The organism is Pseudoalteromonas piscicida, assembly GCF_000238315.3.
GTDB classification, from domain to species: domain Bacteria; phylum Pseudomonadota; class Gammaproteobacteria; order Enterobacterales; family Alteromonadaceae; genus Pseudoalteromonas; species Pseudoalteromonas piscicida.
Genome location: NZ_CP011925.1, coordinates 1090104 through 1113991, shown reverse-complemented (window position 1 = coordinate 1113991; position 23888 = coordinate 1090104). Strand labels below are relative to the sequence as shown.

The window sequence follows — 23888 nt, the reverse complement described above, 5'->3', positions numbered from 1 at the left end:
TGAAAAAAATGGGAAAATTTCATTATTAGTTTAATCCTTGTGAAGAATCGCTTGGCGTCATCGCAACCACTTCTGTGGCAATGTTATCTGGCAAGGTAAGCGTCACGGAATTTGGGCTTATCGGCATGCCTGGTCCTACACGCGCAGGACCATTAACAGCGATACGCTCTCCTGCGGCTAAACCCGACTCAACAGCACGAAATTCGCCATAGCGGTTACCCAGTGTGATCAGACGATATTCAAGTGTATTAGCGTCGTTGACGACAAGAACAAAACGATTTTTAAGATCTGTACCCACTGCGCGGTCTGGAATTAATACTCGATCGTTTTGCTCACCGGATGAAAGACTCACTCGCGCAAACGAGCCAGGTCGTAATTGTCCACTGTGATTATCAAAAGAAGCGCGTACTTTTAGGGTTCCGGAGTGTTCATCAATGGCGTTGTCAATAAAGTCTAGCTCACCCATGACTGGCTGTGACTCACGGCCCAATAGCTGTAATTTCACAGGAAGCGGCTCACCTTCCGTCACTGATGCAAACTGGCTATTCCAAGTGCGCTCGTCGATATCAAAGTACGCATACATCTTGTCGGTTGCGACTATCGTAGTGAGCAAAGTGTCGTTTGCTCTAATGGTGTTACCTTGAGTGACCTCTGCAAATGAAATTTTACCGCTGATTGGTGCTGTGATCTTGCTAAACTCTAAGTTTAACTGAGCTGCTTTATATGAAGCGCGAAGTGCATCTAGTTCGGCTTCACGCTGTGCGGTAAGCGAAACACGGGCATCGACTTCTTCGGTTGAAATCGCTTTTTGCTTGCTTAAACGAAGCGCACGCGCTGACTCACTTTTTGCTTGCGAAAGGGCTGCTTCGGCACGTTTCACTTGTGCGGCAAGGCTGGCAACCTCAGCCAAGAAAGTTCTATCGTCCAGCTCAAATAAAACATCGCCTTGGTGCACCGTATCTCCTTCTTTGAAGTTTACCGAGCTGATAACACCTGTGACCCGAGCGCGAAGTGCGACTTCGTTTGGAGAAGAGAGGCGTGTTGTATAGGTGTGCCAATCAGCAATACTAATTTGCGGTGTTGCTGCTACATCAATTGGTTGAAGAGGCGGAGTTTGACTGCTTGCCTGCTCAGCTTCGCCACATGCACTTAGCAGTAGCAAAGCAGAAATAATCGTTGCTAGTTGCGTTGGTTTTAACATAGTTCCTCCTTTGTGTATGGAGGTAACTATACGTTTCATTTGTTGCATTAAACATAAGTGAAATGGAATATAATTGGTGCCAAACTAGAATCAATCGATGTAAATAACGAAATCAAAATGTCTTTTTTGTGTGATTTGCGCGAGATCTAAGATAAATCTTCCCGATTGATTTAAAATAACAAAAAGCCTAACGGAATTGAATTATGTCTAACGCTAACCATTTACAACCCCTACTGAGTGGCGTGCTCAATAAAAGTGACGATGCAGTTGCTATTGTTAGCAACAAGTCGATTCTTGAATTTTGTAATAAAGCAATGACAAAGCTAATCGGACAACCCTCGTCTCACATAACAGGGCGTACACTGAGTAATATCTTTGACCCACAAACAGACGATGCGTTTGATGACAGAATCGACGGCGATGAACTCACGGAATGGTTTTTAGGCTTAAGCAACGGCTGTGAATTAGACTATCCAGAAATTGAAATTGATACCTTAAGCGGTGAGTTCTTCAGATTACGATGTTTTTCGCTGCAAGATGATACCTTTGTTATCTACGGAGATAACATCACCACAACAAAAGCAATGCATAGCGAACTCGATCACTTACGTAAAGAACTTGATTTTATTACCAAAACTGATCCATTAACGGGCGTCGCCAGTCGTAGGCAGCTAAGCGATAAAATTGACAGTCAAATTAGGTTATATGAACGTTACAGAACACCATTTAGTGTGATATTGACCGACCTCGATAATTTCCGTGCAATTAACGAGCAATTTGGCCATGAAGCAGGGGACATAGTGCTGGTTCATGTAAGCTCGCTACTCTCAGAAATGTTACGAGACACGGATTTAATAGCTCGACTAGGTGGAGAAGAATTTGCTCTGGTACTGCCGAATACCGGCTTAGAGGGGGCAATATTAGTCGCCGAGCGCGCGCGCATTATGATAGAGCAGGCATCATTTCAAATTGCGGTCGGTGAAGAGGTCGATATTACCAGTTCATTTGGGGTTGCTGAATTTGGCGCAGGTGAGTCTGGCGTTGAAAGCATTATTCGTCGTGCAGATACGATGTTACTAGAAGCCAAAAGCAGTGGCAGAAATCGAGTTGTTCCAAATCCGCACTAATTAAGACCAATCGTTAAATTGTAATAATGCTTAACTAAGCTAGTTCCTTCAAGTAGTAGATAAGTGCGCCCAATATGGCGCATTTTGCAGTTAAGGAACAATAATAATGGCAAGTTTTACCCGTCGAGATTTTATTAAAAGTGCATTAATGGGCGTTGGCGCAGCAACAATTAGCGTTTCGTTAGTAGGTTGCGGCAGCAGTGATAGTAAAGCGGTTGCAAGCAACGATTTTGCTATTGCATTTAACCATGGTGTCGCAAGTGGCGACCCTTTAGCAGACAGCGTTATACTGTGGACGCGAGTCACTCCTGAAGGTACACCTAGCAGTGTGGATGTCACTCTACAAGTATCAGAGTCTGAAGATTTTGGAGTCTTACTACAAAGCCATCAACTTGCCGCATTAGCAAAAAATGATTACACCGTTAAAGTAGATCTTAATGGCCTGACTGCAAATAGCCGCTACTTTTATCGCTTCGTCACTAAGGAAACGCATTCCCCCACAGGTAAATGCAAAACCTTGCCCGTTAACGATGTAATTGAGGTAAAACTTGCAGTCATGTCTTGTGCAAATTATCCGGCTGGTTACTTTCATGTTTACGCAGAAGCTGCAAAACGCAGCGATTTAGACGCGGTGTTGCATTTAGGTGATTACATATACGAATATGGTATGGGTGGGTATGCCACTGAAAATGCCGACGCCATGGGGCGAGGGCTGGATGCAGATAATGCGAGCGAGATTATTTCATTAAATGATTATCGTCGTCGCTACGCAAAATATCGTACGGACCTTGGTCTGCAAGCTCTCCACGCCAGTACGCCATTTATTGCGGTATGGGATGACCATGAAGTATGTAATGACTCATACATAGATGGCGCTGAAAACCATAACGAAGGAGAAGGGGAGTACACAGCCCGAAAGCTTGCTGCACTGCAAGCCTACTATGAATGGATGCCTGTGCGTCCGATGGTTAAGGATCAACTTGAGAGCCTCTATCGTAAATTTGAATTTGGCGACTTGTTATCACTTTATATGCTAGATACTCGTCATGAGAGCCGCGCTAAAGCACTCGACTATCAAGATTATATTGACCCTACAACAGGACAAGTGGATTTTGCCGGATTTCAGGCGGATCTCTCCGCGCCTTCACAACAGCTATTGGGCGTAAACCAATTGACTTGGCTCACAGATAACTTAAAGACATCTGCGGCGAAATGGCAAGTCTTAGGGCAACAAGTATTGATGACCAAAATGATGATCCCAGCCGAGCTGCTCATGTCTCTTGCCAACCCTTCTGCACAAATGTCGACGCAATTAACAGAGCTTGCTCAAATAAAGGGGAGAATGCTTGCTGGTGACTCAACGTTGTCAGAACAAGAAAAAGCACGAGTCACGTTTACCGCACCTTATAATTTGGATGCATGGGACGGCTATCCGGTTGAACGAGAAGTAATTTTACAAACAGCAAAAGCGGCCAATAAAAATTTAGTAGTCGTTGCTGGAGATACGCACAACGCCTGGTCTGGTAAACTCTGCGATGCAAGCGGAGCTGTTTGTGGTCAAGAGTATGCTACAGCTTCTGTCAGCTCTCCGGGGCTTGAGCATTACTTGCAATTAGGCGATGAGCAAGCGCTACAATTCGCTGAGGTATTGCAATTATTAGTCGATGATCTTGAATATGCCAATATTCATCAGCGTGGTTATTTAACGCTTAATTTTACAAAAGAGAAGGTGGAAAGTGAGTGGCATTTTGTCAATACAGTTAAGCAAGAGCAGTTTGAAAGTCACAATAAACAGCGCGAGCTTATTCTGTAGGTACGGCAAGCTATTCGCGCTACGCTTTATGTACAGCTTAGTAAAAAGTGTGTAAAGGGGCTTTACAGCCCCTTGCATTTAGCTATTTTATCTTGCGAAAGAAGCGGTGTTACCATAAATGGCTTCTTTTTACCTCCCTTAACTTTAACCTTTGCAATATCTAAATATTGAAAGTCTCCTGGGGCGTTAAGACGCCATAAATTCTTTGACTGTTCAGAAAAGCAAAACTCTCCCGTATCTCCATGTATCAACAGCAACGGATAACTGAGTTGAGCCGCATATTCTGCAAGTGTCTCTCGATATAACTGATAACCATCGCACTTAGCTTTTGAGCTTTTATCACAACGTCCTGAGTGCTTCTCTTTTTGATAGAGGTCAGCTTGTAGAAATATCACCGCAGCTTTATGGCTTGGCGTCAGCAAGCTATCCAACCACTTAATATTCTCTACATCACGACGATGGGACTCTTCGTGCACTACTTTCTTATCGGATAATAAGATTTGTCTGCGACCATTGTTGGTACCAGGTACATGCAAAGTTAAAAACTGCACATCATCCACTATCCAAGATTGATTTTCAGGTACTGTTTGCTGACGTTTAAACTTTGGAAGGTCTGGTATTTGCACCGCAAAGTGTTTACGGATGAAATCCAATCTTTCTAACTCATCAAACCTAGGGTTCAGAGTTTCGCGGTCACAGTCAGTCCAATCATTGTCGCCGGGCGTGAATACAAAAGGTTGGCTACTCACACTTGAGATCAGGGCATAATTATCTTTAAGCAGCTGGTCTGTACAGGGCTCAGCACCGGATTTCATATCACCTACGTGCACCATAAAATCATGCTGTGTATTGTTTACCTTTTCATGCAGTGCACCATTTGGCATCAGCATGCCTCTGTCTATCTCCGAATAGGGCATATCACCAAAGACTAAAAATGACGTTGCCGAGGCCTGAAATACACTGAGCATAGGCATCAATGCTATGGTGAATAATTTAACGAGCTGCACAATAATTCTCCTTTATGTTAGCCCCCTATCATACATCAACTCTGTGACAGAAGAAGTTGCTCTCTCAATAAAAAGCGCCGCTAATTGCGGCGCTTTGCTACTTAAGATGTTTTTCGAAAAAAGCTAAAAACTCAGTGAGCGTCTTCACTCTATGTGCTTGATAACTCAGATGATGATTCCCATCCTCGAGCTCTATGTATTTGAACTTCTTGTCATGATCTTCAAGTTCATCTGCCATGTCACGACTATGATTCACAGGCACGACTTTATCGTCATCACCATGAATAATTAACACGGGGCGGTTAATCTGCTTAGCGTAGTTAACAGGAGATTGTGCCTCAAGTTTATCAGTATCTTGTCCAAATTGGTCACGAACAAGCTCTTTGTTTGTGAAAAAGCGCGCACGACTGACTATCGATTCTAAGTCTGTAACACCGGCAAAACTTGCTGCACATTGAAACGTTTCAGGATGTTTTACCACAGCCATTAGTGCTGCATAGCCGCCGTAACTTGCACCACCTATACAAATTTTATTTTTGAGTGCATACTTTTCTGCAACCAACCAGTTTGCCGCATCTTGTAAGTCATCTTGCATCTTTCCTCCCCAACCTTGATTTGCTTCATTAAAGAAGTCAAAACCATAACCAAAAGAGCCCCTAAAGTTAGGTTGGAAAACCACAAAGCCTCGGCTTGCCAATAATTCAGACCAGTAATCAAAGCCAGCGTAGTCGCGAGAGTATGGTCCACCGTGTGGAAAGATGATTGTGGGAGCAGCCGCATCGAATGCTTTAGGTAGGGTTAAGTAACCTTCAATTTCAAGGCCGTCACGCGCTTTAAACGACACCCTTTGTTTGCCCAAATAATTGTCACCAGTAATATCTGGATATAAACGTCCTAACCCCGCTAAAGAGCTGGTTTCTCTGTCACCAATCAGGTACGTACCAGAGTCTTGGTCAGAATCGCCGTACGCAATGTATTTTTTATTATCCGCGCTCATACTTATTACAACGGTGTCGTAGCTTGGTAATGCCGCCTTGAGTGAGCGTTGTAGGAGTTTGCGGTCTTCGTCCCAATAGACTCTCGAGTTATCAAGATTGGAATGGCTGAAGCCTATGGCTCTACCGTCGTGTGAATAAATGATACTGCCATCAAAATCATAGTCTGGATCGGAGAAAATAAGCTGAGGTAAAAGCGGGCGCTTAGTAATGTCTGCTTTAAACAGCGCATTTTTACCATTATGAAGTGCGGTGAGGTAAATAATATTTGGATCTTTATCAAATCCCAGAATATGGATAGCTTCCGGGCCACGAGCCTGAAAAGTGTAGAAATCAGTTAGATCCTTCGTTTTGTTATCATAGAGCATATAATAAGCTCGGATCCCTTCAAACCCGTAACCTATTCTTACATTACCTTGTTGATCGGCTATCCAACTGGAGATTTTCGTTCTTGCTCGAACAACTTTCTCGCGTCTATCTTTAGCTATGTCTAAGATATAAACGCTCGGCTTGTTTGCCATATCAAAGTCAGTTTGTACCAATATCTTGTTTGGTTGTTCTGGCAGTATGCTAATTACACCATCTTGAAATTGCGCAGAAATTTCATTGCGATAAGCACGGTTGATTTGAACCAATTCATCCGTAGGGTTTTTTAAATCAAATTTAAATAAACGAGATGATGTGTACTTTACGCCGCGCTGAACTTTGGTGTAATTAGCACCAAATAAGAGCATGTCATCGCTGGCCCAATCATACCAACCAAGTGCTATCGTTTTATTATCAGTTTGCAATATATAGTTTTTTTTATGCGTTTTTAGGTCATGAACAGTAAGAACGAGATTTCCTTCATAATTTTGTAAATACGCAACGGCCTTACCACTGGGTGAGAGTGAAACTTTACTCATATTAGGGAGTTGCGCGTAACTTTCAATAGGTAACTGGGCGTTAGCAGAGCTAGTGCACAAAAGTGCAATAGCAAATAGAATTATATTTTTCATTTTTAGATAAGATGTAGAATGTTTTATGTGTATTTAATTTGGCGACATTATTCCCTATTTTGAGGCTAAACTCCAATCTATATGCTTTGGCATACACTATCATTAGCGATAATTTAGGAAAAGTGAGAGCAAAAGTTCGCTACATTGCTCTCACCTTAACGCCGTTGAAATGAAAGCTGCGTACACACCAGTTAATGCGTACGCAGATCGAAACTAACTTTTAGTCTACTATACGTTTATTGGATTTGAGGCGTGAATTTTGTAATCGGTATAACCTTGTTCGCTACCACCAAATAATGTATCAGGCTGATGTTCGTTTAAGTACAAGTCATTTGCCAGTCTGTAGGGCAAATCAGGGTTTGAGATAAAAGGACGACCAAACCCAATCATATCAGCCCAACCTTCATTAAGAGCTTGTTGGGCGCGCGCTTTCGTATACTTTCCGGCATAAATTAACACGCCATTAAATGCCTCTCTAATTGCGTATTTAAATTTCAGAGGCATATCTGGCGCGTCTTCCCAATCCGCTTCTGCGATGTGTACATAGCATACGTTGTGCGCATTTAGCTGTTTAATTACCGCGAGGTATGTCTGCTCAGGGTTTTCATCTACTGTACCATTTAAGGTAGTAAGCGGCGCAAGTCTAACGCCCACTTTGTCACTGCCTATTTCTTCACTCACCGCCGTTACGACTTCACGCAAAAAGCGAATGCGGTTATTAAGAGAGCCACCATAGCCATCAGTCCTTTGATTCGAGTGAGAGTCTAAAAATTGATTAATCAAATAACCATTCGCTGCATGCAGTTCAATTCCATCAAATCCTGCTTGCATCGCGTTGCGTGCAGCGTGTCGATATTCGTTAATAACATTATTGATGTCTGCTTGGGTCATTGCTCTAGGTGTTTGAGCTTGAATAAAATCAGGGGAATCATTTTCATCGATGAAAACTTTCACACCCTGAGCTTGAATTGCTGAAGCTGAAATCGGCTGAAGCCCACCGGTATTACTTTGGTGTGATACTCGCCCAACATGCCAAAGCTGCGCAAACATAACACCGCCTGCATCATGCACTTGTTTTGTGACTTGTTTCCAGCCAGCAACTTGGGCGTCTGAATAGATCCCCGGTGTCCAAGCATATCCCTTACCGAGTTGCGATATTTGTGTCCCTTCACTGATAATTAAACCAGCGGTTGCACGCTGAGCGTAATAGGTTGCCATCAAATTGTTAGGGATATCCCCGGGTTGACTTGCCCGCGAGCGGGTCATAGGTGGCATCACGATACGATTGCTCAGTGTTTTACCTGCTAAGTTAATCGACTCAAATAAATCAGCCATTTGGCCTCCTCAACGTTTATTTTCACTATGAGAAGCTTAACGATTTAAAATATTTTCATTAACCGCAATAAATACAAAATATATTTGTAAAAAATGAAAAAACTATAACGTGAGCCTAGGCGCAATGTAGTCTAGAAATGCCGAAATCCGAGAGGATACACCACTATTTTGATAATACACTGCTTGTACTGCTTCTCTGCGATTTGGCGAAATAATTTGTTCGGTAAACACTTCAACAAGTCTTCCGGCTTTTATATCTTGCCTCACCATAAAGTTAGATAGCAGTGCAATGCCATGGCCTGCAATACACAATTGCCTCACGGTCTCACCGCTGGATGCGCTAATGGAAAACTTGAGTTGTTGCGGACTTTGTAAAGGCCAGACGTTGAGATGTGGGGCATCGGTAAAACCTATCAAGTTATGATGTGGAAGATCAATCCGTGATTCATTACCTACAAATTTACTTAAATAGTCAGGGCTGGCTACAAGATGAAGTTTACTGCGGCCTAGCAAACGCGCATGAAGATTAGAGTCAGCTAAGTCACCAATTCGTATTGCGATATCGGTTTTATGCTCTAGCAAATCGATGATGCTGTCATGACTCGTTATTTCCAAAGTAATATCGGGAAAGGCCTCATTAAAACCTTTTAATATAGGCGTAAGCTGATGAAAAACGAAAGGACTTGCAGCATCAACTCTTAATTTACCTGCCGGTGAAAATCGTAAAAGCCTTAACGCCTCTTCGCCTTGCTCTATGGTATTAAGTGCCTGCCGCGCATAGTGTAAAAATAGCTCTCCTTCTTCGGTTAACTCTATCCGTCGAGTCGTTCGATTGAATAGGGTTACAGACAGGGACTTTTCTAATCGAGTTACTGCTCTTGAGACCTTTGCAACTTGTTCGTCCATCAGATTTGCTGCAGCGGAAAAACTGCCAGTATCGACAACACAGATAAAAGCTTCAAGATCTTCGGTTTTTGAGCTGACGGTCATGCGTATTCCTTTTCATTTTCTACAAAAGTATTTTGTCATTTTCGCTATTTTTTGCAAATAAAAAAGCTTTCACACTTACACCAACTTATTGCTTATCACTTTAAAAGGGTTATTTATGCCGCTTGCATTACTGGCGCTGACATTAAGCGCATTTGCCATTGGTACCACCGAATTTGTCATTGTTGGTTTAGTACCGACCATTGCCTCCGACTTATCAGTTTCACTGCCAAGTGCAGGTTTACTGGTGAGCTTATATGCCATTGGCGTTGCCGTTGGTGCGCCCGTATTAACTGCACTGACAGGACGATGGAATAGGAAGTCTGTATTACTGAGTTTGATGGCACTCTTTGTTTTTGGCAATCTGCTTGCGTGGCAAGCGCCAAGTTATGAAAGCCTGATTTTGGCGAGGATCATGACAGGACTAGCTCATGGTGTATTCTTCTCGATTGGCTCTACGATTGCGACTAGCTTGGTCTCAAAAGACAAGGAGGCAAGTGCCATCGCCATTATGTTCAAGGGACTGACCGTTGCGCTCGTAACAGGTGTCCCCTTGGGTACTTGGATTGGCCAACAGTTTGGCTGGCGAGCCACTTTTCTAGTAGTTTCTGCTTTAGGTGTTATCGCTCTATTGGGAAGTGCATTATTAATTCCAAAGCACCTAAAGCAAAGCACATCTGCCAGTCTATCTGAGCAGGCAAAGGTATTATTGCGACCCAGATTACTGCTCATCTATCTTATGACCATACTCGGCTACGGTGGAACCTTTACGGCATTCACCTATCTTGCGCCAATTTTACAACAGGAAGCTGGTTTTAACGCCGCAACAGTCAGTATTATTATGCTGGTTTATGGTGTATCTGTTGCTGTTGGCAATATCTATGGCGGAAAATTAGCCGATAAAAAAGGGCCGATAAGCGCTCTGACCATCATCTTCGCGTTACTCTCGGTCATTTTGGCTGTGTTGACATTTACCATGCAGTCGAAAGTAGGCGTGGTGATCACAGTACTAGTGTGGGGAGCATTTGCTTTTGGAAATGTACCTGGTCTTCAGGTCTATGTTGTACAGCTAGCCGAAAAGTTTAGTCCAAAAGCGGTGGATGTCGCATCAGGGTTGAATATCGCTGCCTTCAACGTTGGAATTGCGCTCGGCTCTGCCTTAGGTGGTCAAATTGTTGAAAATATGTCGCTGAAGGACACCGCTTGGGTAGGGGCACTTATCAGCGCTGCAGCCTTATTAGCAACCCGTTTTAGTGGCTATCTCGATAACAGATCTTTATTGAAGGCTCAAGTTGTAGAGTAGGTGGTAGCTTATCATGGAGGCTTTTATTAAGAGATCGCCACCTGAAATGGCTCCTACGCAAGGTAATCTGATTTAGCGAATAATCAAGCCCCAACAAAGTAGGAGTAGGTTAATCCTGCGAGCTTTTGCTAACAGATCGCCACCTGAAGTGGCTCCTACGAAAAGGCGATCTGATTTAGTGAATAATTAAGCCTCAACAAAGTAGGAGCAGGTTAATCCTGCGAGCTTTTGCTAACAGATCGCCACGTGAAGTGGCTCCTAAGAAAGGAAATCTGATTTAGCGAATAATCAAGCCCCAACAAAGTAGGAGTAGGTTAATCCTGCGAGCTTTTGCTAACAGATCGCCACGTGAAGTGGCTCCTACGAAAAGGCGATCTGATTTAGTGAATAATTATGCCTCAACAAAGTAGGAGCAGGTTAATCCTGCGAGCTTTTGCTAACAGATCGCCACCTGAAATGGCTCCTACGCAAGGTAATCTGATTTAGCGAATAATCAAGCCCCAACAAAGTAGGAGTAGGTTAATCCTGCGAGCTTTTGCTAACAGATCGCCACGTGAAGTGGCTCCTACGCAAGGAAATCTGACCTACCAAATATTTAAGTCTCACCAAAGTAGGGGCAGGCTAATCCTACGAACTTTTGTTAACAGTTCGCCACGTTAAGTAGCTCCTACTAGGCTGTAAAGTGCGAGTACTACACTATTGTTTGGGGATCGCATTTCCTTTAAACGACACTCTGATATTCGTCACTTTACTTAAGTCATAAAGCTGTGGATTTTTCAGCTTAATTGACCAAGTGGTAAACGGAGTTGGTTTAAAGTAATTAATCGCATAATCGTTTGCGATTGCACCACTGGTGATTGGATCTATGCGCGTCGTTTCGCTATCTAACAGCTCGTAACTTACCAAACGGTATAACGACTCTGCACTAAATTGATAGGGTTGCCCTTTAAACCTATCTTGATATGAACCACTAGATCTTACTTCGATATCATAGCGCTGGTTCTCATTTAACCCCGAACCTTCTAGTACAACATTGACCTCGTCTAATCTAACTCGATCAAACTGGGAAAAATCAATATCTTCCAATGACAGCGTAAAACTCATTTCACCGTCTTGCGCAAAATCCAGCAATTGTTGCGGCGCATCTAACTCTTCTATGGTGAGCATAAAATCTTGAGGTCGAGGGTTAAAGCGTAATAATGACGCGGCCTCTTGCTCACGTAGCAAGGCTAAGTCAAGGCGGTATTCTTGATAACTTTGATTAAGGCTTGGTGTCACAATGGTGTCATCAAGAGACCAGTAGCTAAATGCCGCCTGATAGTTTGTTAATGCAACAAATATCGGACGTTTTAGATTATTCAAAGTCCGGAATAGCTGTTCCTCCATGCCCTGAATTTCATCTAGACTGTTTTGAGTGTTTTGTAAAAATGCATCTATACGATTGATTTGTTTAAGCTTTGCATCAGCGGTGATGCGCAAATCTATCTGTCTAGACTGCTCCTGGGCAATATCAATCTCTACAGCAACTATTGCCTTGCCATGATTAATCAACTTTTCGATAGCAACAAGGTAGTCGCTTGCACCATCAATATCTTCATCTATGGCTTTTTTCATTTGCGCCTTAGCGGTTATCAAAAATTCGTCCCAAATTCGATTTGCCTCTTCTTTGGTTGGAATGAGTGAGTTAAGGCGATTGAACTCTTGTGCAAGCTCACTGCTAGAAAACGGATCTGCAGTTTTTTGCGATAGCACGTTTAACTGGCCGCTAACCGTTTGCACTTTATCCATTAATGACGCGATATCATCAATTTTGGTTTTTAACTCATTGATCTCTTGGATTGTGGCGGGCAAGCTCGCGACCAAGTCTTTCAGACCGCTGGTGTCACCCCCAGCAGCACCCGCAAATGCAGTGCCTGCACTAATTACGGTTTCAAGTACTTTAAGCCCAATTTCAGTGATTTTATCTAGTTTGTAGTCCAAAATTCCTTGTTGAAACTCGACCCCTGAATAGAAGACATTATTTTCTTGTCCGCTGAATGATGCTTTTTGTTCATCAAGTGTCTTTACCAAGCTCGTCAGTTGCTCTACAGAGCGAGAGATAATTCGTTGCTCAGCAGATGCGACATCGAATAGGTTATTCTGCATCAAAGTGAGATCTTGGCGCTTGTTTTCTAAACTTCGGCCTTGTTGCTGAAAATTATTGTAGCTATCCTGATATGCTTCCATCGCTTCAATATATGCTTTAATCGTTAACTCATAAAAGTCGCGGGATAGGCTAGGTACATAGTTTTTGTTAAGTGTTGCGTACGACAAAAACTGTTTAAAATTAGCAAGCTGCAAGTAAAAATTCTTTGCTTGAACGGAAGATTCTCTAACATCATGAGATGCGTTTAAAATAGATTCAGGCCAGCTCAACATCTCAATACTCAACGCTGGATTTTGATCATAGATAGAAGCCGCCATATCGAATGACTTTTCAAATGCATCTAAAAAGTACTCTTTATGCACAGAGATAAGTGACGTTAACGCTGGCGAAATAGGCGTTGCGAACTTATTGCCTTGTATAACTTGATATAGCGTACCAAACGAGTCTGGAGCAATACTAAAGCGTTCAATTTCACCATCGCTTGGCGAATGAGCTGTGATTATATTGATATTAGCCTCAACTTTATCAGCCATAAATACCAATGTTGATGCTTGCGCATTTTGGGTGTCTAAATTGATACTCACCGTACCATTACCCATTATTTTACGTGCGACGATAAAAATTCGTTTGTTTGGCGCATCGAAAATCATGTTTCGGTCTATTTCTAGAGTGTCAGCAGCAATGACGATAGTATTATGATCTCTTGCACTGGTAAGCACGTCATTCAAATTGACATGTAAGGCCGAGACCAAATAATTTTGTGTGTCTATCTGTTGTTGATTTGAAGTCGTAACGCTCGGTAGGTTTTGACTTAGCTCAAGATTATATAGCTCGTTCCAAGTCGCAGCTTGGCTCGAAAAAGCGCAGCCAATCAATAGGCTGAGTAAAGTTGGTTTCATAGTAACTCCTTATGTACCTGAGCATATTTAGCTCAGGTACTGTGATATATTCCTTATAGCAATAAGGAAGGAATGCATGTTGTATTTGATTACTGCTCAGAGATAGGTAGATAAGCGTTTTGCAAAAATGCTCTCGCTTTGTCTGAAATGTCTTTCCACGAGTTTGTTGCGCTGCTTGCAAGCGGAGATGAAACAATACCAGCTACCACAACATTAGCATTTCGAAGTGCATTTTCACTGTCTAGTTGCTCTAAAACTTCTTTAAGTGACCGCATATCTCCTAGTAGAGACTGCCAATGCACTTGCACTAAGCGCACATTATCGATTGCTTTGAGGATCTTATCATTCATGCCATCTACTTGGCCTTTAGCAATCTCGTAAGATGCGGCCAGGCTCACTGAATGTGCTAGGTCTTTGTTTGAACTATCAATTTGTGCTTGAACCTTATCTATTTCATCTTTGAGTTCTTCGACTTGGCTGCCAAGCACAGAACCGCCGATTAACAACACTAAAGGTCCTCCAGCAGAGAGGCCTGCAACTATCTTCAACTTAGTGTCTTTTTCGTTGTTAAGACTGTTTAGGCGATTTTGCAAGGTACTAATTTTTTCGCGAATATTCGCAGGCTGATCTTTATTCAAGATATCAGCAAATGTACTCTCAAGCGTTTCCAATTCCCCTGTATGCGTAGTCAATCCCCCCTGAAAACTAATAAGTTCATTCACCACTTCTTCTGTTTTATTCAGGTTTGAATCAATAAAACTCATAAAGGTATTGAGAAATGAAATTGCGGCTTGGCGACTCTGCTCAGCAGCTTGCATATCCCCCGTAAGTGAAGCGTTATGTAAGTTGGTTAATTGGCTGATAAAAGGGTTAATTAATAGCGCATGAGTGTCTGAGTAGTTAGCAAGTTTTGTTGCTAAATCAATCACGTTAGGATAGATATTATGATTCCAGTTTTGACCAGATGCGTTGATTTCTCCAAACGTTTCCATTAACGCTTTATAGTGGTTATTCAAAGGCGTGTCGTCAGGGTAGCGCGTTGAACTTCTAAATGCAGACTCGTTGTTTGGTAACCCAACAGCAGCTTGAGCGAATACTTGAATTGTGTGCCATTGCTCTTGTGTTAATAGAAAATCATCTGAACCAACATCTACAAACAAAGGTGCACCTTCAATATCTCCTTGAAGTGTATCGTACATAATTGGTGAGATTTCTGGGACGTCGGTATTCGCAGTTGCGAGCTGACTAAGCCCAAATAATTGGAGTGACGTTACGATAGCAATTGCGCTTTTCTTTAACTTAATTGATTTCATCTTTCATATTCCTTAATCAATCGGTGTTCTAACTGTTAAGTTGCACTAGACCTTTACCGGTCTCCAAAGTGCAACTGAAGATAAAAGTGCATGTAGTTAATTTGTTAACCAAATGTACTTTTAATATTATTGATATAGGGATAATAAGAATGGAAGAATTTCTACACTTTCTAACAAATTGAGCGGTTTAGTTGCATTCCCAATAACACCAAACACCACGGTATACAATCTACAAAACAACAAATTAAGTAAATAAAAGTTAACAAAAGCAAGCTAAAACTTGGCCATCTAAAGCTTTAGATGTAGAGGAATTTGTTACAGACAGATAGTCAACAGTTTATTTTTACAGCCACTTTCGCTCAAAATTTAATCTTAATTAAACTGTTTCATAAAATCGAACTCAATGTTTCTACCGCTGTAAATGAGACGCACATTCTTTGTTGAGAAAATAAATTCAATCTATTGTCAGCCATCTGATCTTGTATAGAAAAATCAAAGTAACTGCCCGTTAGCGCAGCCACTTTAAGTTATCTAAATGACTTAAAAATTCAAACAAGGTTAAACCTAAAACGATTAAGAAAATTATCAATAACCACTTTTAGCTAGGTTGGGAAAGTGCCGCTGAATTTGGTATAGACCAAAAAGCACATTTCATTTATAACTATTAAAAATACATGTTTAATTTATGTAATATTTATGTAATTTTACTTAAGTGTGGCGGTCTTTATCTTATAAAGTAACGTGAAAAGAGAAGTTAAAATGAACAAACTAAGAAGAATGATGATATTTAAGGGGGTGGTAGAGTCAGGATCACTGACCAAAGCCGCGGAGAAGTTATCTTTGTCCAAATCAGTGATCAGCCAACATCTCAAGAAACTAGAAGAAGAAATAGGAACACCACTACTATATAGAAACACACGAAGCCAATCATTGACCAACGTTGGTAAAGACTTCTATGCATACTGCCTTGAAATCAGCCATTTATCAGAATTAGCTTGGGAAAAAGCAAGATCAAAGCAATTAGTACTCGCAGGGCAGTTAACAGTTACAACATCCTATGCTTTGATGCAAACCATCGTTGCACCTGCACTATGTAAGCTGATTAAGACACACCCTAAAATCCGCCTGAATTTAATTAATGAAGATCGCCCTCTCAATCTAGTGGAGCGGGGGATAGATCTTGCTGTTAGAGTGGGAAAAAGCGCAGATGTGGAGCAATCACAGCAATATATTGGTTCATTTAGAGACGTGCTGTATAAAGCAAAGGACAGTGAATTTAACGACACAACCGCTCCTTACATTGCAAACTCTTGGGAAGGCAAAGTCACAAATTATGAATTTATCCATACAACACAAAATATCGTTAAACCACTTTCATTCAAAGCACATCACAAAACCAACTCAGTTAGCGATACAATAGGGCTCATTGAAAGCGGTTTGGGTATTGGGTTAGTGCCAGAAATCATCGCATTTAATAATCATAACCTAGAGCGTGTAGATCCCGAATTCGAGCTGGAAAAAGTGGAAGTATTTTGCATTCATAAAGGTAGTACTGATGTACCCGCGACGATACGAATTGCGCAAAGTGCTATTAAAAGCTATATGGATGCTCATCAATTTGTATTGAAAAATGCTGCGATGCACTATTGAGCGCAAGATGGAATGTTGTCCTCATTTGCGTTACTAAGAATCTACGTTATGCTTGCAGTAGTTTAAGAAAATTAATTCACTCTAAACATGAAGTTAAAGGAAAATCTATTCTCCCATTGTACCTTGGTATTTGGGCTAATATTATTTGCGATAGTGAGTCAAAGTACTCAAGCGAAAATAACCATCGCGGTTGTAGGCAAAACTAAAAATGACACCTTTTATGAACAATCGTATAAAGGGTGTGTAGACTTTGCAAAACAACATCCAAATGTAGAATGTATCTACGATGGTGCAGACGACTATCAAGATTTTAGAACGCAAAGCCTTATCATCAACGAACTATTGAATAAAAAGGTAGACGGTTTATTAATATCAACTACCGATTCAAACTATCTCGTGTCACGTTCACTCAAAAAGGCGAAGCAATTGAAGTCCCGGTGATCACTTTTGACTCTGACCTTTTAATAGAGCATAAAGATTACCGTCTCGCCTATGTAGGAACCGATAACTTTGCATTTGGTGTTGCCCTAGGAGAAGCTGCCAAACCTTATAAAACGGCTGCGCTTCAATCGTTTTGTATTCAAACAGGTCATCACTCAACACCTAATTTAGATAAAAGAATTAATGGCGTTAGATATGCACTTGCTACACATACAACAGACAACCTTTCAACAACAGGAAATGATCTCAAGCAGGGATGGCAAGAGTACGAACGATGCCCACTTTACACAATGGGTAAACGCGAAGATGCGATAAGCCAACTATTGACCTTGCTAAGTTATGAAAATCCCCCGATTTTTATTGCTGTAGCAGGCTTCGCCCAATTTCACTCTAATTATATTGAACGCGTCTTACCCTACAAAGAGAAGATCACGAATCACGATGCTGTGATCATTTCCGCAGATACAGAAGAGATACAACTTAAAGCTTTGGGAAAGGGGCTTTCAACAATCAATATTGGCCAAAACCCCTATGAAATGGGCCGAAAAGGAGCGGAATTGCTTTATAATACGATAGCGCTTGGCCAGGCGCCCTCCAAGGATAACTACTACTTAGACTTTCATTACTGCAATCAAACAAACATTCTTAGATGTACCGTTAACCACTAGCTTTAATGACCTTGCTATACGTAACCTAAGCTTCAGTCAATATAACGGATAGGTTTCAACATCTATTTTTCACGCCACAAAAACAATACTAAAGTACCAATTTAAAAACCTATTTAGAGACGTAAAACATCATAAAATCTGGTTTTTCGGTTATTCATTGACCGCAAACTTAAAAAATACGACAATGGTATTATATTAAGTGATGTTAATGTAAACAAAAAATTTACATTAGCTCTATTTTATTGGAGTGGCTATGAAACTTAACTTTGCAACCTTAGCGTTAATGTCAGTTGTTGGTACAGCAAGTGCAGCCGACAATTTAGTCGTTAACGGCTCGTTTGAAACATCAGGCAATATTTCTGGTGATTGGGCGTTATTTGACAATCTCCAAGGTTGGAGCAGAGAAGGTGCCAAATTCGAAATTCAAAAACAAAGCCTTGGTATTGTCGTACCTCAAGACGGCAATCAATACCTAGAGCTTGACTCGACGGCAAATTATACAATCTACCAGAATATCCCAACCACGATTGGTAAAAAGTATAAAGTGAGTTTTTATTACTCTCCTCGAGTGGTAAACAATGATTCAACTAATCGCGCACGTGCATGGTTTGGCGATAATACACTAGTAACGATGAATGCAACGACCCGTGGCTGGACAAAGTACGAGTATACGGTTGAAGCGACAGGTAGTTCGACACAGTTACGTTTTCAGGGTTTAGGTACTTCTGACTCATATGGTGCGTTATTAGACAACGTCGTCGTAACAGAAGAAGAGGAAGTTATACCTCCAGAGCCGCCAGTAACCTGTAACGTAGGCGTGTATGGCATCAATAACTTTGGTGAAGACAGCAATAGCTATGTTTATAAATTCGACATAGTTAATGGTACCTATGCATACGTTGACGGCATCGCTAACACAGCCTCAAATATTGCTGCGCACAATGGCGCACTTTACTTTATGGAACAAAACGACAGTGCAACTAAGGCGTCATCACTTTGGAAAGTTTCACTAGATAGTGCAGAGCAGACGCTAGCTGCTAATGCGGTTTCATGGCCATTATACCGTTCAGCAGTAACGCCAGACGGTACTAAATTACTCGCAAGCAGCAAAACTTATCTTTATGAGTTTGACATGCAAACAGGCGCAAAAACAGTGCTTGGTAAACTAAGCTATGCAGGTGATGACTTCTCACATGGTGATATTGCATATTCAGCAGATACTAACGTGATTTACGTACTAACAGGTAAAGCACTTTACACGCTAGATAAGGGTGACATGACTTTAGATCTTGTTGGCGAGCATGGCGTAAATTGGGCATCAGGTTTAGCAGTAAGCTCTGACGGCACTTTATACGTGTCTGGTCGTAATTCAGGTGAAGATGCGAAGATCTACACACTAGATCCAAATACGGCACAAGCGACCTTTATTATGGATGGCCCAGAGCACATCAACGATTTAACGTATGTAGCGAATTACTGCGAATAGGTCTGTCTTATACAGCAATACACAAGGCGAGGGGTAACCCTCGCCTTTTTTTGTTTATAGCTAAAGTAACTGATTGTTTTATATTAGAAGCCTAACACCATTAATTTTGTAAAAGCCTTAGCGAAGATGCTTTGATATTTCCAAGAGATATAAAATTTATAAGATAAAAAGATACTGTTTGGGCGTCTAATCCTGCATTCTCTCTAAAACCTCTTTTTGAATTTCTTCTTTACTCGGCCTGCCAATTTCTAAAAGAGGAAACACAAAGTGAATAGCAGTTCCTTTTTTTGAGCTTTTAATACTCAACTTGGCTTTATAGCTTTTCGCAATTTGTTTTATGGTATAGATCCCTAATCCGAAATGAAGTCGTGAATACAGCGCCATTCCATTACCATTATCAGAAATCATGACATGAATTTTATCTTGTTGTTTACTAATAGACAGGCTGAGTTGTGTTGCTTTTGAATGTTTAAGCGAATTATCAACACAATGGTAGGTTACGCTGTAAATGTCCTTTTCCAACTGTTTTTTAAGTTGTGTCTCACCAATGGAAATATTGAAATCGAGATCCATATCACTCATATATGAACAATGAGCCTGCAACATACTGATAGCAACGCTCAGTTTTTCTTTACCAAGTGCCGCATGACCTCTTGCCAATGGTTCGAGCTTCAAAAGTGCTTGGTCGAGTTTGTCTAAACCTTCTGAAATCGTAATATCATCACCGCTACACAACTTTTTAGCCTCGGCAACTTTAAGGACAGCATCACTCAAGTCTTCTTTTTGGTATTGGCGCTGATTATTCCTGAAAACTTTATGAAAACTCTGCACCCAAATATATATATACACAGAAATCGCTATCACTAGGATGAAGACCAAGGCAGCATACACTGAAATAGCTAAAGGTGTTGAATACCACGGCGCAGCCACGTTAAAAGTCAATGACGTAACGTTACTGTAGCGTCCCTTATTCTCAACCCTAAATAAAATATCGTATCCTCCTGGTTTTAGGTTGCTAAGTTGCATTCCCGCAGCTAACAATTTTTGCCATCCAGTATCGTTTATGTTTGCTTCAAACGAGTTGACATGCTGATCTACAAAATTGTAGTCACTAATCGTTATTTCAATAGCTGGATGCTGACTAACCAGTTCAGTAAACTCCAAATAGGTTTTACCATCCAGAGTGACACTTGTTACCTTTGGCGCATAAAGATCGACAGAAGGAGCCGTTGTGAGCTCAAATATAAAGTCTGAACTGGCAGCATAAAGTTTGTCGCCCAAAACCTTAAGGCTTCCGATAGTAAAAGAGTGTGCCTTTGTACCTGGTACCAATTTTGTGTGATCTGCACCTCTTTCTAAAATGTGGACACCATTGTTGGTCGCTAAATACAAATTATCATTAAACTCCACGAATTCCTTTACAAAACTTGGTGAGCTTAACTTTTGCCAAACTCCACTATTGGGTTTAAACCAGACGCCTTTTCCATAAGTCGCTGCAAATAGGCCTTCCTCTGTGACATAGCTATCAGTGACAACTACACCATCTTCAAATAGACTGCGCGTCCAGTCTTGTGTATCAACAACCAACAAACCTTGTTTGGTGCTTGCATAGATATAATTACCACTATGATTTATGTCTAAGACTTCTAGGCTTGGAAGCAATTGCCTGAGTTTTTTGTCTACTATTAATTCCAAGTTTGAGCTAACTTCGACAACTCCATAGCCATTTGTAGCGATATGCAACGTATTATCAATCACTGAGAAATTAAGCACATAATCATCATGAACTTTTGTTATTTTCTTACTCGCTAAATCGACGAAATAGGTGCCCATATCGGTTCCTATCGCAAGACCGCGATTGAAGAGTTGAAAAGCCGTAACCTCAAATGCTTGAGCTGATATTTGGCTATTTAACCAAGCTAATGGTTCAACACTATTTCTGCCAGTCTTTTGAAATATACCTTTGGTAGTACCAATCCACAATTCTCCTGCAACGCCTTCAAGTACATTATATTTAGACCCTAAAGACAACTCTGAAGACTTTAGACCAACTTCGATAGGCTCGAATGTGTTTAGGCCTAAACCCCAGACCCTATTTTTGCCATCCACATGTAGTTTGCTGTAGTTCTTTTTCTTGGTGTTAATACCTGTTCTTGTAATATTTAGGTCTGTGAGCGTGACTTCATTAACACTTTCGTTATCTGTAAAATAGATAAAATAGGGGGCAGCAAATACGATATTATCAGCATTGTCTATTTCCATATTAGAGATAAGCTGCTGCTGTAGGGTAGAGTAGTAACTCATCCTATTATTAACAAAATAAACAACGCCATGCGGTGTTGCCGCTAAATTGCCATTATCAATGCTTAGTGCTTCAACGGTTTTTATTACGCCATCTTGTATTAAAAAAACACCTTCTGTTGTCATCAAATAGGCTAAATTTGCAAACGCGTCAATGTCTAAAACTCTGCTTGAGCTACTGTATATTGTGCTGACTACTCCTGACTCAATATCAATCCTTTTAACATCATATCTTCCTAGAGTGAAAAGCGAAGAGTTTGTTAACGCTAGTTTTGTCGCCTCCACAGAAGCTATTTTTTTCGATTCTAGACTCGTTAGATTCGTGATCCAAACGTCACCATTAGAATACAAAGAAAACAATGTTTTATGTTGCAGTTTGATATCACGAACCAAGCCTCTGGGTAATCCAGCAGCTTTGCTTAAAGGAAGAAAATGACGGCCATCGTATCTATATACCCCATTGTGTGAGGACAAATAAAAGTTGTCGTTTGAGTCATGAACGACACCATTTAAATGTTCAAATTGGAACGCTTGTAACTGCAACGAAAAAGCAGCTAGGAATAAAAGTACGAAGAAACGCATGAGACAATCCATTAATTAAATGCGGCCAACCACAAGAGCTGGCCTTACTTCCTAGTTGACCTCGTATGCATTGTGATCTCTTACGCCACAACCCGCTACGACAACAGGCAAATCGACTTTAGTATCATCAACTACCGTTTCATCAACCATATTACGCTTCATTGTAACACTCTTTAAGCTTTTGTTAAGTTTTTGATTGCCAATTTGTGACTTTGTCCAATTAAATTGTTTTTCGCGCTCTGCTAGCACAAACAAATAGGTGGGTTTACGAGGATCAGTTTCATTCTTTTTGTTATTCCAAGAATGCATTACTGCTTCGCCAGCTTCAACACCATATAAATGTGTGTAAGCAGCCGCTAATAACTGAGCGCCAGAATCACTCATCACCATCAGCGCCGTATTCTTATAGTCGCTACCACAATCGAATGACACGTCTACATTTAACGTAGAACCATCAGGCAACAGCAGATCTGCATTCATCCTAGAAACTCGAGCACGATCCTCTAGTGGAGTTAGGGCGTTAGCCGCACTAATACAAAACATAGTTGCAGCGATTGGAAGTAGTATCTTTTTAAACATAGAGATTTCCTTTTAGTCATAAAATATGCGTTCCTTCATCAACAGTTCCAACCATTACGTCATTGAGTTATATCTAGGTACTTTCTCCTACAATAATGGTAAGGATTGTTTATGTCTTAGAAGGCCACGCTCAGGTGAACAGATCTTGCCTTAAAACACAATTTTGCAAGACCGCATCAACCATCTTATTTGCAGCTAAAATATCTTCAACTACAAAAATACTGTGAGCTCAATATTTAGAGATCTTCTCTTTACTATTGTTGACTTGTAGAACACTAACTGTAAATACTTAGTTAAGAAATAATTCTTTATTTTATAATATCTATCCAAAGTAAACGATGCCTTTTGCTATTAATTATTACGACGACTAAAAAAGTTACTTGCTATTATGGAGATATAACATTAGCGGTGATCTGAACAACTGCATGATTGGTGATATTAACACCCAAGCTTCTGCTGTAATGCGACGTAGAAATTAGAATAGGGGGCCTGAATATTTGAAAAATAAAGAAAAACCTACAGGATGAGGAATTTTAGCCCCTATAATTTAACATAACGTAAAGCAGGGGAATAACGTTCCTCCACAACCCGCAAGGGTAGTGGAAATCTTAATTTTTGCTGGGACAGAATGTCCCGATAATTTGACCTTATGCAACTTGCGAACGCCAAATTTTTTCCATCTTTTCATCACCTCTCTTTTTTGCTTTTTCAGCCTCTAAAAAAGCCATAGTTTCCAATGGTTTAGGGTGTTCAGCAATGACAAGTAATTGTAGAGCGCTATAGTCTGCAAAATCACCTTCTCCGTTTCTAATGCGGCTAATCGCCTGTTTTGAGATACCTGTGAGTTTGCTGACCATGTAGTCAGACTCAATATCTGCAACCTTTTTGAACCAATCTAGTAGCTCAATCGAACTGGTTATTTTCATAAGTTATCTATAAGAATTTGCTGCGCTCTAATGTGAATGATAGTCCCACTGAGTTGACTTTGCACTAGTCACAGTGTGTTGACGCAGTCATGTTGCTGTGACTAATATCCGCTCCAAAGCCTATAAAATCT

General features: G+C 41.0%; 15 protein-coding genes and 1 pseudogene. 6 read left to right on the top strand and 10 right to left on the bottom strand.

Annotated features, from left to right (window positions below; all coding sequences use genetic code 11):
• Window positions 1-25: 25 nt before the first annotated feature.
• Entirely contained in the window at window positions 26-1201 is a 1176-nt protein-coding gene (locus PPIS_RS24245) for an efflux RND transporter periplasmic adaptor subunit (protein WP_010377218.1), read from the bottom strand.
• A 203-nt stretch (window positions 1202-1404) separates the two neighbouring features.
• On the opposite strand from PPIS_RS24245, the gene PPIS_RS24240 reads away from it, so the two are divergent.
• Window positions 1405-2328: a sensor domain-containing diguanylate cyclase gene (locus PPIS_RS24240; RefSeq protein WP_010377220.1), complete on the top strand. Its 924-nt coding sequence runs from the start codon at window positions 1405-1407 to the stop codon at window positions 2326-2328.
• Between the two features lie 106 nt (window positions 2329-2434).
• Entirely contained in the window at window positions 2435-4141 is a 1707-nt protein-coding gene (locus PPIS_RS24235) for an alkaline phosphatase D family protein (protein WP_010377223.1), read from the top strand.
• Between the two features lie 62 nt (window positions 4142-4203).
• Here the strand turns inward: PPIS_RS24235 and PPIS_RS24230 are convergent, their stop codons facing one another.
• From PPIS_RS24230 to PPIS_RS24215, 4 genes are all read right to left on the bottom strand, one after another.
• Window positions 4204-5148, bottom strand: a complete 945-nt coding sequence (locus PPIS_RS24230) for a hypothetical protein (RefSeq protein WP_010377225.1) — start codon at window positions 5146-5148, stop codon at window positions 4204-4206.
• 97 nt (window positions 5149-5245) lie between these two features.
• Entirely contained in the window at window positions 5246-7048 is a 1803-nt protein-coding gene (locus tag PPIS_RS24225) for an alpha/beta hydrolase family protein (RefSeq protein WP_248694208.1), read from the bottom strand.
• Window positions 7049-7369: 321 nt separating this feature from the next.
• Window positions 7370-8476, bottom strand: coding sequence for an alkene reductase (locus PPIS_RS24220; RefSeq protein WP_010377229.1), 1107 nt, complete (start codon window positions 8474-8476; stop codon window positions 7370-7372).
• A 102-nt stretch (window positions 8477-8578) separates the two neighbouring features.
• Entirely contained in the window at window positions 8579-9466 is an 888-nt protein-coding gene (locus PPIS_RS24215; protein WP_010377231.1) for a LysR family transcriptional regulator, read from the bottom strand.
• Window positions 9467-9581: 115 nt separating this feature from the next.
• Between PPIS_RS24215 and PPIS_RS24210 the strand changes: the two genes are divergently transcribed.
• On the top strand, window positions 9582-10766 hold the full coding sequence (locus PPIS_RS24210) for an MFS transporter (protein WP_010377233.1): 1185 nt from the start codon (window positions 9582-9584) through the stop codon (window positions 10764-10766).
• A gap of 696 nt (window positions 10767-11462) precedes the next feature.
• Here the strand turns inward: PPIS_RS24210 and PPIS_RS24205 are convergent.
• Together PPIS_RS24205 and PPIS_RS24200 are read right to left on the bottom strand one after the other, a co-directional pair.
• Window positions 11463-13811, bottom strand: a complete 2349-nt coding sequence (locus tag PPIS_RS24205) for a hypothetical protein (protein ID WP_010377236.1) — start codon at window positions 13809-13811, stop codon at window positions 11463-11465.
• An 89-nt stretch (window positions 13812-13900) separates the two neighbouring features.
• Window positions 13901-15124 carry an alpha-xenorhabdolysin family binary toxin subunit A gene (locus tag PPIS_RS24200; protein ID WP_010377239.1) on the bottom strand — a complete coding sequence of 408 codons (1224 nt, stop codon included), beginning with the start codon at window positions 15122-15124 and terminating at the stop codon, window positions 13901-13903.
• A gap of 759 nt (window positions 15125-15883) precedes the next feature.
• On the opposite strand from PPIS_RS24200, the gene PPIS_RS24195 reads away from it, so the two are divergent.
• The 3 genes and pseudogenes from PPIS_RS24195 to PPIS_RS24185 all read left to right on the top strand — a co-directional run bounded on the left by PPIS_RS24195 (window position 15884) and on the right by PPIS_RS24185 (window position 19369).
• On the top strand, window positions 15884-16774 hold the full coding sequence (locus PPIS_RS24195; protein WP_010377241.1) for a LysR family transcriptional regulator: 891 nt from the start codon (window positions 15884-15886) through the stop codon (window positions 16772-16774).
• A gap of 87 nt (window positions 16775-16861) precedes the next feature.
• Window positions 16862-17883: pseudogene (locus tag PPIS_RS24190) on the top strand (substrate-binding domain-containing protein).
• A 253-nt stretch (window positions 17884-18136) separates the two neighbouring features.
• Complete coding sequence (locus tag PPIS_RS24185; RefSeq protein ID WP_010377244.1) at window positions 18137-19369, top strand: DUF642 domain-containing protein; 1233 nt, start codon at window positions 18137-18139, stop codon at window positions 19367-19369.
• A gap of 186 nt (window positions 19370-19555) precedes the next feature.
• Here the strand turns inward: PPIS_RS24185 and PPIS_RS24180 are convergent, their stop codons facing one another.
• The 3 genes from PPIS_RS24180 to PPIS_RS24170 all read right to left on the bottom strand — a co-directional run bounded on the left by PPIS_RS24180 (window position 19556) and on the right by PPIS_RS24170 (window position 23757).
• On the bottom strand, window positions 19556-22252 hold the full coding sequence (locus PPIS_RS24180) for a sensor histidine kinase (protein WP_010377246.1): 2697 nt from the start codon (window positions 22250-22252) through the stop codon (window positions 19556-19558).
• 51 nt (window positions 22253-22303) lie between these two features.
• Complete coding sequence (locus tag PPIS_RS24175) at window positions 22304-22831, bottom strand: hypothetical protein (RefSeq protein ID WP_010377248.1); 528 nt, start codon at window positions 22829-22831, stop codon at window positions 22304-22306.
• Between the two features lie 647 nt (window positions 22832-23478).
• Window positions 23479-23757 (bottom strand): hypothetical protein, encoded by a 279-nt coding sequence (locus PPIS_RS24170; protein ID WP_010377249.1) that lies wholly within the window; start codon window positions 23755-23757, stop codon window positions 23479-23481.
• Window positions 23758-23888: the final 131 nt, after the last annotated feature.

Coding starts and splice junctions, on each gene's coding strand:
- PPIS_RS24245 (WP_010377218.1), bottom strand. CDS start 1,201: ATGTTAAAACCAACGCAACTAGCAACGATTATTTCTGCTTTGCTACTG.
- PPIS_RS24240 (WP_010377220.1), top strand. CDS start 1,405: ATGTCTAACGCTAACCATTTACAACCCCTACTGAGTGGCGTGCTCAAT.
- PPIS_RS24235 (WP_010377223.1), top strand. CDS start 2,435: ATGGCAAGTTTTACCCGTCGAGATTTTATTAAAAGTGCATTAATGGGC.
- PPIS_RS24225 (WP_248694208.1), bottom strand. CDS start 7,048: ATGAGTAAAGTTTCACTCTCACCCAGTGGTAAGGCCGTTGCGTATTTA.
- PPIS_RS24220 (WP_010377229.1), bottom strand. CDS start 8,476: ATGGCTGATTTATTTGAGTCGATTAACTTAGCAGGTAAAACACTGAGC.
- PPIS_RS24215 (WP_010377231.1), bottom strand. CDS start 9,466: ATGACCGTCAGCTCAAAAACCGAAGATCTTGAAGCTTTTATCTGTGTT.
- PPIS_RS24210 (WP_010377233.1), top strand. CDS start 9,582: ATGCCGCTTGCATTACTGGCGCTGACATTAAGCGCATTTGCCATTGGT.
- PPIS_RS24205 (WP_010377236.1), bottom strand. CDS start 13,811: ATGAAACCAACTTTACTCAGCCTATTGATTGGCTGCGCTTTTTCGAGC.
- PPIS_RS24200 (WP_010377239.1), bottom strand. CDS start 15,124: ATGAAATCAATTAAGTTAAAGAAAAGCGCAATTGCTATCGTAACGTCA.
- PPIS_RS24195 (WP_010377241.1), top strand. CDS start 15,884: ATGAACAAACTAAGAAGAATGATGATATTTAAGGGGGTGGTAGAGTCA.
- PPIS_RS24185 (WP_010377244.1), top strand. CDS start 18,137: ATGAAACTTAACTTTGCAACCTTAGCGTTAATGTCAGTTGTTGGTACA.
- PPIS_RS24180 (WP_010377246.1), bottom strand. CDS start 22,252: ATGCGTTTCTTCGTACTTTTATTCCTAGCTGCTTTTTCGTTGCAGTTA.
- PPIS_RS24175 (WP_010377248.1), bottom strand. CDS start 22,831: ATGTTTAAAAAGATACTACTTCCAATCGCTGCAACTATGTTTTGTATT.
- PPIS_RS24170 (WP_010377249.1), bottom strand. CDS start 23,757: ATGAAAATAACCAGTTCGATTGAGCTACTAGATTGGTTCAAAAAGGTT.